The 15,509-nt window shown below is 70.9% G+C and carries 13 protein-coding genes; 3 read left to right on the top strand and 10 right to left on the bottom strand.

Annotated elements, in window-relative coordinates:
* Positions 1–26 precede the first annotated feature (26 nt).
* The 3 genes from ABS78_RS02060 to ABS78_RS02050 all read right to left on the bottom strand — a co-directional run bounded on the left by ABS78_RS02060 (position 27) and on the right by ABS78_RS02050 (position 4,836).
* A complete protein-coding gene (locus ABS78_RS02060) occupies positions 27–947 on the bottom strand; it encodes a hypothetical protein (RefSeq protein ID WP_293374376.1) in 921 nt (306 codons plus the stop codon).
* 62 nt (positions 948–1,009) lie between these two features.
* Positions 1,010–4,003: a CHAT domain-containing tetratricopeptide repeat protein gene (locus ABS78_RS02055; RefSeq protein WP_293374374.1), complete on the bottom strand. Its 2,994-nt coding sequence runs from the start codon at positions 4,001–4,003 to the stop codon at positions 1,010–1,012.
* Between the two features lie 56 nt (positions 4,004–4,059).
* Positions 4,060–4,836, bottom strand: a complete 777-nt coding sequence (locus ABS78_RS02050; protein ID WP_293374372.1) for a helix-turn-helix transcriptional regulator — start codon at positions 4,834–4,836, stop codon at positions 4,060–4,062.
* Between the two features lie 127 nt (positions 4,837–4,963).
* Between ABS78_RS02050 and ABS78_RS02045 the strand changes: the two genes are divergently transcribed.
* Genes ABS78_RS02045 through ABS78_RS02035 form a run of 3 tightly spaced genes read left to right on the top strand, consistent with a single transcriptional unit; the run spans position 4,964 to position 8,980 of the window.
* Positions 4,964–7,357 carry a TonB-dependent receptor gene (locus tag ABS78_RS02045; RefSeq protein WP_293374370.1) on the top strand — a complete coding sequence of 798 codons (2,394 nt, stop codon included), beginning with the start codon at positions 4,964–4,966 and terminating at the stop codon, positions 7,355–7,357.
* A 10-nt stretch (positions 7,358–7,367) separates the two neighbouring features.
* Positions 7,368–8,549, top strand: a complete 1,182-nt coding sequence (locus ABS78_RS02040; RefSeq protein WP_293374368.1) for an acyl-CoA dehydrogenase family protein — start codon at positions 7,368–7,370, stop codon at positions 8,547–8,549.
* Positions 8,550–8,560: 11 nt separating this feature from the next.
* A complete protein-coding gene (locus ABS78_RS02035; protein ID WP_293374366.1) occupies positions 8,561–8,980 on the top strand; it encodes a MerR family DNA-binding transcriptional regulator in 420 nt (139 codons plus the stop codon).
* A gap of 6 nt (positions 8,981–8,986) precedes the next feature.
* Here the strand turns inward: ABS78_RS02035 and ABS78_RS02030 are convergent, their stop codons facing one another.
* From ABS78_RS02030 to ABS78_RS02000, 7 genes are all read right to left on the bottom strand, one after another.
* Positions 8,987–9,709, bottom strand: a complete 723-nt coding sequence (locus ABS78_RS02030; RefSeq protein WP_293374364.1) for a sensor histidine kinase — start codon at positions 9,707–9,709, stop codon at positions 8,987–8,989.
* Positions 9,710–9,900: 191 nt separating this feature from the next.
* Positions 9,901–11,559, bottom strand: coding sequence for an amidohydrolase family protein (locus tag ABS78_RS02025; RefSeq protein ID WP_293374362.1), 1,659 nt, complete (start codon positions 11,557–11,559; stop codon positions 9,901–9,903).
* The gene (locus ABS78_RS02020; protein ID WP_293374360.1) at positions 11,547–11,768 is read right to left on the bottom strand and encodes a hypothetical protein; all 222 of its coding nucleotides are present in this window, start codon (positions 11,766–11,768) and stop codon (positions 11,547–11,549) included. The genes ABS78_RS02025 and ABS78_RS02020 overlap by 13 nt, the downstream gene beginning before the upstream one ends.
* Positions 11,761–11,970 carry a hypothetical protein gene (locus ABS78_RS02015; RefSeq protein WP_293374358.1) on the bottom strand — a complete coding sequence of 70 codons (210 nt, stop codon included), beginning with the start codon at positions 11,968–11,970 and terminating at the stop codon, positions 11,761–11,763. The genes ABS78_RS02020 and ABS78_RS02015 overlap by 8 nt, the downstream gene beginning before the upstream one ends.
* Positions 11,971–11,972: 2 nt before the next feature.
* Positions 11,973–13,223, bottom strand: coding sequence for an acetyl-CoA C-acetyltransferase (locus ABS78_RS02010; RefSeq protein ID WP_293374356.1), 1,251 nt, complete (start codon positions 13,221–13,223; stop codon positions 11,973–11,975).
* 105 nt (positions 13,224–13,328) lie between these two features.
* A complete protein-coding gene (locus ABS78_RS02005) occupies positions 13,329–14,960 on the bottom strand; it encodes an acyl-CoA synthetase (protein WP_293374354.1) in 1,632 nt (543 codons plus the stop codon).
* An 80-nt stretch (positions 14,961–15,040) separates the two neighbouring features.
* Positions 15,041–15,502 carry an Lrp/AsnC family transcriptional regulator gene (locus ABS78_RS02000; RefSeq protein ID WP_293374352.1) on the bottom strand — a complete coding sequence of 154 codons (462 nt, stop codon included), beginning with the start codon at positions 15,500–15,502 and terminating at the stop codon, positions 15,041–15,043.
* Positions 15,503–15,509: the final 7 nt, after the last annotated feature.

Below are 15,509 nucleotides of genomic sequence, written 5' to 3'. Positions count from 1 at the left end.
GGTCTCGCCGTCCCGGAGCGGTGGGGTCAGGCCCTGCGGCGGGGGGCGAGGCCGGCCCCGGCGCGTTCCCAGGCCGCCACCACACCGCGCTCCGCCAAGCCGGCGAACAGGCGCTGGAGGTCGGCGGCGTGTTCTTCGATCAGGGCCTGGATGTGGGGCCGTGACAGCAGGTCGGGCGCGACGGTGACGCCCTGAGCCGTGCGCGCGCAGACCCCGGTTTCGATCAGCATGACGAGGTGGCGACGCATGGTCTCGCCGGGCAACCCGGCCCGGCGCGCAAGGGACGAGGCGCTGGCGGCGCCGTGGCGGACCGCCGAGTCCGCCGGTTCGAGGGCGGCGTCCAGCACCGCCAGCAGGGCGAGCGCCGAGGTGAGGTCGCCCGCGACCCGGTGGAGATTCTCCACGCTGCGCAGGATGAAGTCGGCGATCAGGCGCGCCGCGCCGCGCATGGGAACGCCATCGTCCACCGCGTAGGCGGCCGGCGGCAGCGGGTCGAGCAGGTCGGCGGCCAGGAGGTCGGCATAGAGTTTCACCAGGCGTTCGTGCGCTGCGCGCACGCTGTCCAGGTAGGCCGGCGACGTCAGCCAGGCCTCGGGAACCATGACGCCGGCGCTGGGCGACACCTGGCAGACGCCGGCCGCTTCCAGTCGCTTCAGCCGCCGCCGGGCGGTTTCGAACGGGACGCCCAGCGAGTTGGCGATGGCGTTGACGGTGGCGGGCCGGCGGACGCTGTCGGGCGCGGCGTGCTCCAGGCCGCCGTACGCGCGGCGCGCGTCCGGGTCCCGCGTCAAGGGCGCGATGTTGGCCTGATTGATGGCCAGCACCAGCAGGGCGTCCATCGGATCGAGCCCGGCGAGTCCGGCGGCCACCTCGTCCAGCGTGAATCCCAGCGACAGCCTGGCCAGGGACCACACGCGTGGAGACGGGAACGCCATGACCCGTTTCATGCGCCTCGCGTCGCACGGGAGCAAGACCGGGGTGTGGTCAAGCTTGTTCGTTCGGCAGGGGCTCAATCGCCCGTGGCGATCACCACGAAGGGCGCCCAGTAGGCCGGGTGCGCCCACTCCGGGCGCCAGCCGGGCAGGGGCGCGCCGTCCGGCAGTCGGCCCGTGCGGACGGCGTGCATCGCGTCCTGGAGCGCTTCGGCCCGGGAGAGGCCGGGGTCGGCGCGCTGGGCGGCGATGGTCCGGGCCGTGAGGGCCGAGGTGGCGTCGTCGTAGACCCGCCAGTGACTGACCATCAGCGCGCGTGCGCCGGCGTGCAGGAAGGCGTTGGCGAGGCCCGACAGGTTGCGTCCGCCGGGCGAGCCGTCGGGGCCCGCGGTGTTGCAGGCCGACAGGATCACCCAGTCCGCCCGGAGATGCAGGGCCGCGGCCTCGGACGCGGTGAGGACGCCGTCGTCCTCGGGCGTCGCCTCGGCGGGCGGGGTCAGCACCAGCCCCGGCTCGTCGACGCCGGGGATCTCGCTGGAGAGGATTCCATGGGTGGCGATGGCCACCACGCGGGCCTGAGACAGGCGGGACGACGCCTTCAGCGCCGCCTCGGTCGCCGCGTCGCCCAGACGGACCGAGGCTGCGGGCGCGCCCAGGGCCCGGGCCATGGCGCGAAGCTCGTCGGCCGTCCCGGGCAGGGGGCCGTAGGCGGCGTGGAGCGCCTTGGGATCGGCCAGCCGGCGTGCGGCCGGGGCGGTGTCGCCCTGGCGGAGATTGGGGGCGCCGAAGCCCGCGAAGGTCCAGGCGCCGTCCTTGCGCCGGGGCGCGGGCGGGCCGGCGCGCAGGCTGGCGACGGCGGGCAGGACGGTGATCGCATAGCGATCGGCCAGCCAGACCGCTTCGCCACCTCCCGCTGGAGGCCGTACGACGGCCAGGCTCAACGGCAGATTGGCCAGCGCCCCGTCGGCGCTGACGAACAGCCGCCGGGCGCCGGACAGCGCGCCCTCCACGGGCTGGATCAGTTCGGCGTAGAGGGCGTGCGCCGCGGCGTGGTCGAACGGCTGGAGACCCTGGTCGGCCGCGCCCGGCGGGCAGGCGTCGTCGTCCATCTGACAGCGTAGCCTTCGGACGCGGGCCTCGGTCGGGCGGCGCGCGCCTTCCACCCGGAGCCAGGCGGTGCGGGAGCGGCTCACTGCGAAGACATGGATGTCCTCCCCCGTAGGCGTGAGCAGCAGCAGCCCCTCGTCGGGGCGGAGGCGTCGCTGGAGGTCCTCGAGCGGGAGCGCCTGCGTCGCAGCGGCCGAGGGCGAGGGCCGGGGGCCGATCCGGCGCTCCAGGGCGGCGACCTCGGAGGCGACAGCGTCCAGCGCCGCCCCGATGCGGGCGGTTTCGGCCGGATCGTTCGTGGGAAGGCCGCCCAGCAGGCGATTCTCCAGCGCCCGGGCCTGCCGGGTCAGGTCCTGGCGGACGCGGACGGTGCGTGCGTCGGCCGAGGGCAAGGCGGCTCGGGCCGCCGTGTCGGCCACCGCGCCCGCCGCCGGGGTCGCGGTCAGACCTTGAGCGGCCAGGAAGGCGGCGTCCTGGATGCGCGGCAGGTCTTCGGCCGAGCGCCGGGCGGCGTTCCAGGCGTGATCCAGGTAGCGACGAAGCATCCGCGCCTCGGGCGTATCGTCATCCAGACGGAGCGGCGACGCCTGGCCGATCCCAACGGGGGCGGGAGGCTCACGCTCGAGGACGATGGCCACCGCGCGCGAGGCCAGGGCCTCGGCCGGGGCGGCGGCGCCGCGGCGAGCCTCGTTCTGAGCCAGGGCGTCGTAGGCGCGGGCGGTGAGCGGATGGCGCTCGCCCAGGCGGTCCCGACGGATCCGCAGGGCCTGGCGCAGGAGCGGATCGGCGCGCTTCGTGTCGCCGCGGGCCTGGAGCGAGGCGCCCAGCGCGGCGTAGGCCCGGGCGGTGGCGGGATGGGCCTCGCCCCGCCCGGCCCGCAACGTCTTCAGGGCAGGCTGTTCCAGCCGGACGGCCGCGCGGGGACGGCCCAGCGCGGTGAGGGCCTCGCCCAGGGCGACCTGGACCAGGGCGGCTTCGACGCTGCGCCGGCCGTGGCGGGACTGGCGGACCCGCAGGGCCTCGCGGAGGAGCGGCTCGGCTTCGGCTGCGCGGCCCTGGGCCACGAGGTTGGCGGCGAGGCGGAGCAAGAGTTCGGTGGTCTCGACGGGGTCGGCGCCCGTCTGTCCCGCGCCGGCGATTTCAACGGCGCGGCGGTGCAGGGGCTCGGCCACCGTCGGCCGGCCCTGGGCGTCCAGGTTCGCCGCCATGCGCGAATAGGCGCGGGCGGTGTCCGGGCCGTCGGGCCCCTGGCGGCTGAGGGCCAACGCCCGCCGGTGCAGCGGTTCCGCCTCGGCGTGGCGGCCGAGGTCGTCCAGGGACGCGGCCAGGACCGAGAGGTCGTCGGCGGTTCGGCGGTCACCCTCGCCGAAGCGGGCCACGTCGATCTCGTAGGCCAGGCGATAGAGGGGTTCGGCGTCGCCCGTCCGTCCATCGGCGCGGCGGACGTCGGCCAGGGCGGCGGCGGCGGCGGCGGTCTCGGCGCTCTGGACGCCGAAGCGGACGCGGGCCGAGTCCAGAAGCGCCCGCCGCAGCGGTTCGGCGGCCGGGAACCGGCCCAGGCGCTCGAGCGCCGCGGCGTGGTTCGCGCCGGCGAGCATCGTCTGGGGATCGTTCGGGCCAAGGCCGGCCAGGGCCGTCTCGTGGGCGCGGCGGAAGAAGGGTTCGGCCTCTGCGTCGCGTCGCTGTTTCGCCAGCGCCTTGCCGACCCAGGACCAGGACGCCGCGGCGGCCGGAGAGGTCGCGCCGTGAATCTTTGTCTCCAGGCGCGCGCGCCGGCGACTGGCCTGTTCCAGCCGCCGCCAGTCGCCGGCGGCCTGAGCGTGTTCGGCTTCGTGCACGAGGCGAAGCCAGGCGGCCTGCTCGGTCGGCGTGGGATCGCGCGCCGCCGCCGGGGGGAGGCCCGTCGCAGCTAGAACAAGGGCCGCGCCGGCGACGACGCCGAGCCGGCTGGACGCGAGACGCATGCGCCCGTCCTTTCCGGAAACACCTTCAGAATCACCCCCGGAGGAGCCTAGTCGTTTCAGGCGCGCGTGCGCATGGGGCCGGACGCCGCGGCGGCGCCGATATATCCGAGCGTGGCGGCCCGCTGGATGGCCTGGGACCGGCCCGCGGCGTGGAGCTTGCGGGCGGCGTTCGTCACGTGAAAGCGCACGGTGGGCAGCGAGATGGCCACCAGTTCGCCGATCTCGGCGTCGGTCTTGCCCGCCGCGGCCCACTTCAGCACCTGGATCTCGCGGCGGGTGAGGCGCAGGGGAGGCTCTTCGCGGACCGCCACCGCGTCGCCGTAGGTCGCCACGAACCGCAGGGCCAGGCCGTGGAGCGTCACCGCGTGACGCTCGAAGACGGACACGACGTCCAGGCCGGCGTCGGGCGTCGCCCAGACGACGGCCCCGATGACGCCCATCGGCAGGTAGGCGGGAGCGATGATCGCCGCGCCGACCCCATAGGTCTCGATGGGAGCCTCATTGGTGACGGCGTCCAGGGCGGCGTTGGGGCGCCAGGATCCGAAGCGACCGTCCCGGAAATAGAAGGGCTCGGAACAGACCCGCGTCGCGTGGATGAACGCCGCCTTGAGGGCGAAGCCGTGATCTTCCCAATAGCGGAGGTCGGGATCGAGCCAGCGGAACACCGTCTCGGCGAACGGTCGCCCGTCCAGCCCGCGCGGCGGCTGGGCGGCGCCGATGTCGGCGGCGACCGCCACATAGGGCAGGGCGAGGCGCGCGCCCGCGACCGCGATCTCGCGCGCCAGCGTCTCGGCTTCGGCCAGTGCGGCCGGGGGTGAACGCTCGTCAGCCATGGCAGCGGCGGGGACCCTATCACTTCCGCTAGCTTGTTCGCCCCTCGCGCTGTCCGCAAGCTGGCGTGATGCGCCCCTCGCAATGGGCGCGCCAAGAATGCGCCTGGAGCGCTAGGGGAGGAAGTCTATGCGTTTGCGGAAGTACGCGCGTTTGCGGAAGTACGCCGCCTCGTCGGCCGTGCTGGCGATGGCCTGCGGAGGCGCCCCGGCGCTGGCGCAAGGATACCAGGGCGACGTGGCCGAGGTCGAGGCGATCATCGTCACCGCCCAGAAGCGCGAGCAGAACCTGCAGGACGTGCCGATCGTGGTGAACGTCGTGTCGGGCCAGCAGCTCCAGGACGCGGGCGTGCGCGACGTGAAGGACCTGCAGGTCCTGACGCCCGGCCTCAGCGTCACCTCGTCGACCGGCGGCGCGCAGACCTCGATCCGTATCCGCGGCGTCGGCACCATCGGCGACAACCCCGGCCTGGAATCCTCGGTGGGCACGGTGATCGACGGCGTCTACCGCGCCCGCAGCGGCGTGGCGTTCGGCGACCTGGGCGAACTGGAGCGGATCGAGGTGCTGAAGGGGCCGCAAGGCACCGTCTTCGGCAAGAACACCTCGGCGGGCGTCATCAACGTGATCACCAAGGCGCCCGAGTTCGACTTCGGCGCCAGCGCCGAGGCGACCTACGGGAACCACGACCAGCGCGGCGCCGCCGTCAGCGTCACCGGCCCGATCGGCGAGACTCTGGCGGGCCGCATCTTCGCGGCGGTGCGCAAGCGCGACGGATTCTACGACGTGGCCAACGGCGCCGGCCCCAGCACGCAGAAGGACAACGACGACCAGGACGTGGTGACGGTCCGGGGCCAGCTCCTCTGGCTGCCGTCCGACACACTGACCGTGCGGTTCCTGGCCGATTACACCGAGCGCAACGAACACTGCTGCCTGAACGTCACCACACTGGTCGGGCCGACCGGGGCGATCATCGACGCCCTGGCCGCCGACGCCGGTACGCTGCGCCCGGCCGATCCGTTCCGCCGGCTGGCCTATGCCAACCGGGAATCGAGCCAGGACATCAAGGAAAAGGGCGTCTCGCTCCAGGCGGACTGGGAGATCAACCCGGACGTCACCCTGACCTCGATCACCGCCTTCCGCGACTGGAAGAACTATCAGGCCAACGACATCGACTTCTCGTCGGCCGACATCTGGTACAGGCCGGATGACGGTCGGACCTTCAGTAAATTCAAGACGTTCTCACAGGAATTGAGAGTGTCCGGGCGAAGCGGCCCGCTGGACTGGATGGTCGGCGGCTATTTCTCGGACGAGCAGCTCGACACCAGCGCCTTCACGCCCTACGGCACGGCCTACGAGACCTATTTCAGCCTGCTGCTGTCGAGCGGGACCAACCCCACGGCGGTGTCGGCCCTCACCGGTCTGCCGGCGGGGACCAACTTCATTCCGGGCCAGGGCGCCTACGACCGTTACGACCACTCGAGCCGTGGCTGGGCGATCTTCACCAACAACACCTGGCGGATCGCCGAGGGCCTCGATCTGACGTTCGGCCTTCGCTACAGCGACGACACCAAGAAGGTCTTCTCCCAGTACCGGAACACCGCGCCGGGCGCGGCCTGTGCGGCGGCCATCGTCCGCCCGATCCCGGCCGCGGCCCGTTCGGCGCTGTGCGCGCCCGGTTCCGACCCGGCGTTCGACAACGTGGACACCCGCCAGAAGCGCAGCGAGGATCGTCTGGGCGGCACGGCCAAGCTGAGCTACCGCTTCAATCCGGACGTGATGGGCTATGTCTCGTACGCCAACAGCCACAAGAGCGGCGGCTTCAACCTGGACCTCGCCCGCCTCGGCGCCGGCGTCATCAACCCGGACACCAGCTTCGACGCCGAGACGGTGGAGAGTTGGGAGGCCGGCCTGAAGACGCAGCTCTTCGGCAATCGGCTGATCCTGAATGCGGCGGCCTTCGACCAGACGTTCAAGGACTTCCAGCTCAACACCTTCACCGGCATCAGCTTCGTGGTGGCCTCGATTCCGAAGGTGACCTCGAAGGGCGTGGACATGGACCTGGTGTGGCGCACGCCGGTCCCCGGCCTGACGGCGACGGGGGGCGTCACCTATGCGGTCACCCAGTTCGGGAACTTCGTCCCGGGCCCCGGCATCGGGCCGCGGCTGCCCACGTCGCGGCTCTCGTACGCACCGCTTTGGTCGGCCTCGTGGTCGGCGGCCTATGAGACCGACGTGGCCGAGGGGCTGAAGCTGCGGGCCAGCCTCTCGGGCCGGTACACCTCGCCCTACAACACCGGATCCAACCTGGACCCGCTGAAGATCCAGAAGGAACTGACGCTGTGGAACGGCCGGATCGGCCTGGGTTCGGCCGATGAACGTTGGACGGTGGAGCTTTTCGCGCAGAATCTGACCAACGAGGACTACTTCCAGGTCGTGGTGGATCAGCCCCTGCAGTCCGGCACCTTCGCCGCGTTCCTGGGCGCCCCCCGCACCTGGGGTGTCACCCTGCGTTCCAAGTTCTAGCCGAGGATACATGGATCTCGAACTGACCGCCGGGGATCTGGCGTTCCGGGACGAGGTGCGCGTCTTTCTGGACGCGCACCTGACGCCCGAGCTGCGCGCCGCCGGCGTGGCGCTGACCAGCGTCTTCTGCGACCCTCGCTACAGCTTGCCGTGGCAGCGCATTCTGCACGCGAAGGGGTGGGTCGCGCCATCGTGGCCCAGAGAGTATGGCGGCCCGGGCTGGAGCGAGGTGCAGCGCGCCATATTCGCCGCCGAGTGCGCGCGGGCGGGCGCCCCCAACCTCGCGCCCATGGGCCTGAAGATGGTGGGGCCGGTCATCATGGGCTACGGCACGCCCGAGCAGAAGGCGCACTATCTGCCGCGCATCCTCTCGGGCGAGGACTACTGGTGCCAGGGGTACTCCGAACCCGGGTCGGGGTCGGACCTGGCGTCGCTTCAGCTTCGGGCTGTAAGCGACGGAGATCATTACGTTCTCGATGGATCGAAAATCTGGACGACCCACGCGCAGCACGCCAACCGGATGTTCTGTCTGGTGCGGACCTCGACCTCGGGCAAGCCGCAGCAGGGGATCACCTTCCTGCTGCTGGATATGGACACGCCCGGGATCAGCGTGAAGCCGATCATCACCCTGGCCGGCGAGCACGAGGTGAACCAGGTCTTCTTCGACGGCGTTCGCGTCCCCAAGTCGGGCCGCGTCGGCGAGGAGAACCAGGGCTGGACGGTGGCCAAGTACCTGCTGGAGTTCGAGCGGGGCGGCGGCTCGGCGCCGGGCCTGCAGGTCGGGCTCGAGCGCACCCGGCGGATCGCGGCGGCGGCCCACGAGGACGACCCGGCCCACCGTCGTCGCCTCGCCGAGACCGAGATCGCCGTGACCGCGATCGACATCTCGGAGCGGCGGGTGCTGTCGGCGCTGGCCGGCGGGAAGAATCCGGGGCCCGCTTCATCCATGCTGAAGATCAACGGCACCGAGGCCATGCAGCGGGTGGACGAGCTGTCGATCGCCGGCCTGGGGGCCTACGCCTGGGTCGATCAGCCGGAGGCGCGGGAGCCCGGCGCCAACGCCGAGGCGGTGGGACCCTCGGAAGGGCTGGTCGCCATGCCAAGGTATCTCAACAACCGCGCCGCTTCGATCTACGGTGGCTCCAACGAGATCCAGAGGGACATCATCGCCCGGCTCGTGCTCGGGCTATGACGGAGGACACCATGTCGACGCTGCTGAACCTGCGCCGCCCGCCGTATCGCACCTATTCGATCACCCAGCTCTGTCGCGAGTTCGGCGCCACACCCCGGGCGCTGCGCTTCTACGAGGAGCAGGGGTTGCTTTCGCCGGCCCGGCGGGAGACGGCGCGGGTCTATTCCTACAAGGACCGGGCGCGCCTGCAGCTCATCCTGCGCGGCCGGCGGGTCGGCCTGTCGATCGCAGAGATCCGGGACATCCTCGACACCTACGACGAGGAGGGCGCCCCGGCTCAGGACGCCGAAGCCCTCCGCATCCACAGGCGCCGGATCGAGCAGCTCCAGGCCCAGCGCCAGCACGTGGACGAGGCGATCGCCGAACTCACCGGCGCATGCGAGGCATTGCAGAACAGGTATCCCGAACTCAAGGACGGCGGGACCGCCTGAGCCACGTCAGATTTCCGGCGCCCAGCTCCGGAAGCCATGAGGCGGCGCGACGGGCAGCGGCGCACGGATGGTGAAGACGGCGCCGCCCTCGCTGTGGGCGGTCAGGGCGCCGTCCAGGTCGCGGACCAGCGCCGCCAGGATCGACATACCCAAACCACCCTGACCGAGCCCATCCTGGCCAAGACCGCTCCGGCTCCGGTCGGCGTCGAGGCCTCTGCCGCGGTCGGCGACGGTGAGGACCAGTTCGACGCCGTCTCTGCGGCTGGTGACCATCAGGCTCCCGCCCGGCTTGCCGTCGTAGGCGTGCTTCGCGGCGTTGATGGCGAGTTCGTTGACGGCGATGGCCAGTTTCTGCGCCATGTCGCCGGGAACACGGGCGAGGTCGGCGTTCACGGTGCAGGCGAGGCCCGTTGAGGCCGAGATCGCCTGGCACAGGCCTGCGAGGAAGCCGCCCAGTTCGACCTGGGGCTGGTCGGCATGGTCGTGCAGGTAGCGATGGAGTTCGCCGACGGCGACAAGGCGCGCGTGGCTGGCCTCCAGCGCGGCCTGGGCGATCGGATCGCGGGCGCGGAGCTGTTCGAACACCAGCATGTCGGCCGCGAGCTGAAGGCTGTTGGCGATCCGGTGGTTCAGTTCCTGGATCTGACGTTCCTGGCTCGCGAGTTGGGCGCGGGCGGCCGAAAGCTCGCGGGCGAGGGCGTGCGACGAGTTGGCGGCGGTGGCGAGCATGGGGGAGTCCCCGATCGGCGTCTTGAGGCCATTCCTGTCGAGGCGCCGCATTTTGCGTCGTCAGACCTGTAACCAGGGAGGTCACCCTGTGTTCCCGACCTTGAAGAATAAATCGGGCGAAACAACGGCGTAGCGCGGGTGAATACTGACGGTCTCGTCAGAAATTAACGCTGCATTAAGATTTGAGAAAGCTAGACGCAGACAACGCCCGACCGGGAGTCTGTATATCCGCCATCCGCATAGGCCACTTCGCCGTTCACCAGGACGGTGTCGACGCCGCGGGCGGCGCGGACGTAGCGCATGCCGTCTCCAGGCATGTCAAACGCCGGAAGCTCGTCGGCCCGGTCGATGCTCTTAGCATCGAAGACCACGATGTCGGCGGCCAGGCCGGGCGCCAGCCGGCCGCGGTCCTTCAGGCCCCAGATGTCGGCGGTCTCGGCCGTGATCTTGGCGACCGCCTTCTCGAGGGACATCGCGCCTGCCTTGCGCACGAACTCCGAGAACAGATAGCCGGTGTCGCCGTAGGTGGAGAACGAGGCGAGGTGCGCGCCGCCGTCGCTGGCGCCGATATGGACCAGCGGGTGGGCCAGCATGGGGCCGATGCGGTCGGTGGACTGGTGCCCCTGGCTCGCGGACAGGAAGGCCACGTCGAGGCCGTTTTCCAGAGACAGCTCGATCAGCGCGCGCGCCGGGACCTGGCCACGCTCGCGGGCGACCTCTGACAGTGTCTTGCCGACCAGGCCGGCGGGCGCGGCGTCGCCGCCGCGGACGATCAGGCGGCCCATCATCGCCTCGCCGCCGTCGGGACCCAGATCGCCTACCATCTTCTCGACGGTGTCGGGATCGCGCAGGGCGGCCAGCCTTTGGTCCAGCGGCTGGCGCAGAACGCGCACCCAGCGGGGCAGGCGGGCGAAGAACAGGCTGGGGCGCAGCAGACTGAAACTGATGTCGATGGGCCGGGTCTGCATCTGGGGCCAGACGCGGGCGCCGCGCGCGAACTGCTCCTCGACCCGGGCGATGGCGCGCGGCGCGTTGTCGGGAACGGCCGAGGTGTCGAACAGGGGCGAGAAGGTGGTTGGGATGCCGTGCTTCAGCGACAGCTCGGCGAGCTGGTCGATGCGCGCGATGGTGATGTCGGTGGCGTAGAACTCGGGTACGCACTGGAGCATGCGGCCGTACTCGCCCAGCACGGCGGCCAGGGCGTCCAGCTCCTCGAACTGGGCGAAGCGGCTGGGGACGGGGCGGCCGGTCTCGTCGACATCGACGAAGCTGGTGGACAGGCCCACGGCGCCGGCCGCCAGGCACTCGCGCAGCAGGTCCTGCATGGCCGTGATCTCGTCGGCCGTGGCGGCGCGCTCCTGGGCGGCGGCGCCCATGACCCAGAGGCGGATCACGCTGTGGCCCACCAGGGGCGCGACGTTGATGGAGAGCCCGTCCTCGATGGCGGCGCGGTAGCCGGCGAAATCCTCCCAAGTCCAGTCGAAGGCGGTGGTGAACGCCTCGGGCGGCATCTCCTCGATCTGCTGGAACATGCCCACCACACGGCGGCGATCGTCGGCCTTGATCGGCGCCAGCGACAACGAGCAGTTGCCGGGCACGACGCAGGTGACCCCATGCTCCAGCGCCGGACGCGCGGCGCCGTCCCACAGGAGCTGGACGTCGAAGTGGGTGTGGGGGTCGATGAAGCCCGGCGCCACGATGCGGCCGGCGGCGTCGATCACGCGGCGCGCCTCGCCTTCGACTTCGCCCACGGCGGCGATGCGGCCATCCTTGACCGCCACGTCGCCGGCGAAGCCGGGCTGGCCCGAGCCGTCGACGACGGTCCCACCGCGAACGATCAGGTCGAACATCGCACTCCCTCCACGATCTTCCGCCAGGACTGTCCCGTCAGGTCCTCGACGCTGGCCGCGCCGCAGGCGGCCATCAGGTTCAGCCCCGTCTCCTCGTCCAGCACCACCGGTCCCTCGGCGCCGTTCGGATGGCGCAGCCGGACCAGCAACTCGACCGTGCCGTCATGGCCGGCGACCATCTCGGCCCCGACGATGACGGCTTCAGCCAAGGGGCGGCTCCACGAACACCACGTCCGATCCCAGAAGGAGGCCGGGCGGCCGGCGCATCGCGAAGATGTGCAGGTTCCAGCTCCGGATGAGGTCGGCGCCGGCCTCCGGGCTCTCGTCGGGGAGAGCCCGGAGCGCCAGTTGCTCCAGCGTCTCGTCCGGCCCCGGCGTGACGAACCGGCGCTGGCGCGAGAGCTCGGCCACGATCAGACGCGCTCGACGATGATGGCCGGGGCCATGCCGCCGGCGGCGCACATGGTGACCAGGCCGCGCTTGAGGTCCCGCCGCTCCAGTTCGTCGACGATCGTGCCGATGAGGATCGAGCCGGTGGCGCCGATCGGGTGGCCCAGCGCCATCGCGCCGCCGTTCACATTGACCTTCTCGCGGTCGAGCTTCAGGTCGCGGATGAACTTCTCGGCGACGACGGCGAAGGCCTCGTTGATCTCCCACAGATCGATGTCGTCGGGGGTGAGGCCGGCCTTCTTCAGCACCTTCTGTGCGGCCGGGACCGGGGCGTTCAGCATCAGGGTCGGGCTGTCGCCGACATTGGCCATGGCGACGACCCGGGCGCGGGGCTTCAGGCCGTTCTTCTTCGCATATTCGGCCGAAGCCAGCAGCACCGCGGCCGAGCCGTCCACGACGCCCGACGAGTTGCCGGCGTGGTGGAAGTGCCGGATCTTGAGGTCGGGGTACACCTTGTTGATCAGGCCCGCGAAGGTGGTGCCCTTGCTGTCGAGCGGCACGTTGGCCATCGCCTCGAACGACGGCTTCAGGCCGGCGAGGCCTTCCAGCGTGGTCTGGGGACGGGGGAACTCCTCGTGGTCCAGGGCGACCGAGCCGTCCTCGCGCAGCACCGGCACCAGGGCGCGGTCGAAGCGGCCTTCCTTGATGGCCTTGTCGGCGCGCTGCTGGCTGACGTAGGCCAACTCGTCCAGCGCCTCGCGGGTGATGCCTTCCAGCGTGGCGATGGCGTCGGCGCAGACGCCCTGATGGCTCTGCGGATGCTTGGCGCGCAGGCGCAGGTTGCCCGAGTCCATCAGCATCGGCCCGGCTTCCGGATCGGGCTTGGGCGCGCTGGAGGCCGTGTACGACATCATCTCGCAGCCGCCGGCGATCACCAGGTCTTCCATGCCCGACATGATCTGGGCCGCGGCCAGATTCACGGCGGTGATGCCCGAACCGCAGTAGCGGTCCAGCGTGACGCCCGAGGCCTTGATGTCGTATCCGGCGTCCAGGGCCGCCATCCGGCCCATGTCGCCGCCCTGCTTGCCGCGCTGGGACGAGGTGCCCCAGATCACGTCGTCGACGTCGGCGGTGTTCAGGTTGTTGCGGTCGCGCAGGGCGCCCAGGACCGTCGCGCCCAGATGCTGCGGGTGGTGGTCGGCGAGCGCGCCCTTGCCGACCTTGCCGATGCCGCGCGGCGTGCGGCAGGCGTCGATGATGTAAGCTTCAGCCATGGTGGTTCCTCGCGTATCGCGGTGTTTCTTCGAGGCGGATCGTCCTCCGCCGTCCGTAAGGTCAGTCTAGCCGGAATCCGGCGTCGGACCCTTCCGCCGCCGCCTTCAGGCGGACACGCCCAGCGTCTTCAGCGCGTGCGCCTTCACGGCCTTGTAGTCGACCTTCCCGTTGGGAGCGCGGCCGATGGTGTCGACCACGACGAGCTCGCGCGGGGCCTTGTAGCCGGCGAGCTGACCCTGGACGTGGGCCGACAGCTCGGCCAGCGTCGGCCGGGCGCCGGCCTCGGGCTCCACCACGGCGCAGATGCGCTCGCCGAAACGCGGGTCGGGCACCCCGACGACCACGGCGTCGCGCACCGCGGCGTGGCGTTTCAGGGCTTCCTCGACCTCTTCGGGGAAGACCTTCTCGCCGCCGGTGTTGATGCAGACCGAGCCCCGGCCCAGGAGTTTCAGCGTCCCGTCCAGGTTCACCTCGGCCCAGTCGCCTGGCACGCTCCAGCGGACGCCTTCGATGACCTTGAAGGTCTTGGCCGATTTCTCCTCGTCCTTGTAGTAGCCCTGAGGCAGAAAGCCGGAGACGGCGACCAGGCCGCGTTCGCCCGACCCCGGCTCCACGCGCCGGCCCCCCTCGGTGAACACGGCGGTGTTGGGGCCCAGCATGAAGGCGGCGGTCTGAGCCTCGGCGCCCGAGGCCGACGACGAGGCGCCCAGGCCGACCGCCTCGGACGAGCCGAAGCTGTCGGCGATCACCGCCTGGGGAATATGGCGCAGCAGCCCGCGCTTGTTCTCCTGGCTCCACATCGATCCGGACGAACTCATGGCGCGGACGCTGGACAGGTCCCAGCGGCCGGGGTTCGCGTCCAGCGCCTCGAGCATCGGTGTCGAGAAGGCGAGGCCCACGATGACGATGTTGGTGGCGTGGAGTCGCTCGACCTCGTTCCAGAGCTCGACGGCGTCGAACCGGCGCGAGGGCAGGGCGCAGACCGTGCCGCCGCCGTTAAAGGTGATGAAGGCCGAGAACTGGCCGGTGCCGTGCATGAGCGGGGCGCAGACGATCGATGTGGCGCGCAGGTGCGTCGGACCTTGGATGCGCGTGATCAGCTCGTCGATCGAGGTGGCGGGCGGGATGCCCATGGCCGCATTGCCGCCGGCCCCGATCACCTGGAACAGGTCGTCCTGACGCCACATGACGCCCTTGGGCATGCCGGTGGTGCCGCCGGTGTAGAGCAGCAGAAGGTCGTCGCCGCTGACGCCCCACGGCGCGCGGACCGGCCGCGCCTCGATCGGGCGGCTCACGACGGCGTCGTAGTCGGCGGCCCAGGCCGGGACCGGATGGCCCGGCTCGGCCACGGCGATCCAGGCCTTCACCTTGGGCAGGCGACCGCGGATCTTCTCCAGGAGGTCGGTGAAGCCGGCGTGGAAGACCACGGCCTCGGCGTCGGCGTTGTCAAAGAGATAGGCCACCTCTTCGGGGCCATACCGGTAGTTGGTGTTGACCGGGGCGAACCCGCCCTTGAAGGCCGCGAAATAGGCCTCGAGGTATTCGGGACCGTTGTAGAGATAGCCCGCCACCTTGGCCTGACGGCCCAGGCCCGAGGCGATCAGGTGGTCGGCCAGGGCGTCGGCCCGGCGGTCGAAGTCGCCCCAGGTGACGACGCGTTCGCCATGGACCAGCGCCGGCCTGTCCGGCTGCGAGGCTGCGATCGCTTCCCAGACCGCGGCGAAGGTCCACGCCATGACTGCCATCCTCCCGAACGTTTCTTGTCTTCGGGGAAGTTGGCCGCCTGCCGCCGGGTTATGTCAAACCGTCCCTGCCGTCAGACGGGCACTGCGGTGGTGTACTTGATCTGCTCCATGGCGAAGGCGGACGAAACGTCCGACAGTGGCACGGCGGCGATCAGGCGCTTGTAGAAGGCGTCGTAGGCCGCGATATCCTTCACCAGCACCTTGAGCAGATAGTCGGTGTCGCCCGAGAGCCGGTAGAACTCGACCACCTCGGGCATGGCCGCGGCGGTGCGGGCGAAGGTGTCGAGCCATTCCTGATCGTGGCGGCTGGTCTTCACCGACACGAAGACCGCGAGGCCGAGGTCCACCTTGTTCCGCTCGACCAGCGCCACGCGACGCGAGATGACGCCGGCGTCGGTGAGCCGCTTCACCCGCTTCCAGCAGGGCGTCTGCGACAGGCCCACATGCAGGGCGAGGTCGGCGATGGGAACGGTCGCATCGCGCTGAAGTTCGCGCAGGATGCGCCGATCGATGGGATCCAGAACAAAATCCATGTCGCCC

The sequence above is a fragment of the Phenylobacterium sp. SCN 70-31 genome, assembly GCF_001724605.1.
In the GTDB taxonomy this organism is placed as follows: Bacteria; Pseudomonadota; Alphaproteobacteria; order Caulobacterales; family Caulobacteraceae; genus Phenylobacterium.
Note: the sequence above shows the minus strand (reverse complement) of the source record. Positions and strands in the feature narration are given on the sequence as shown.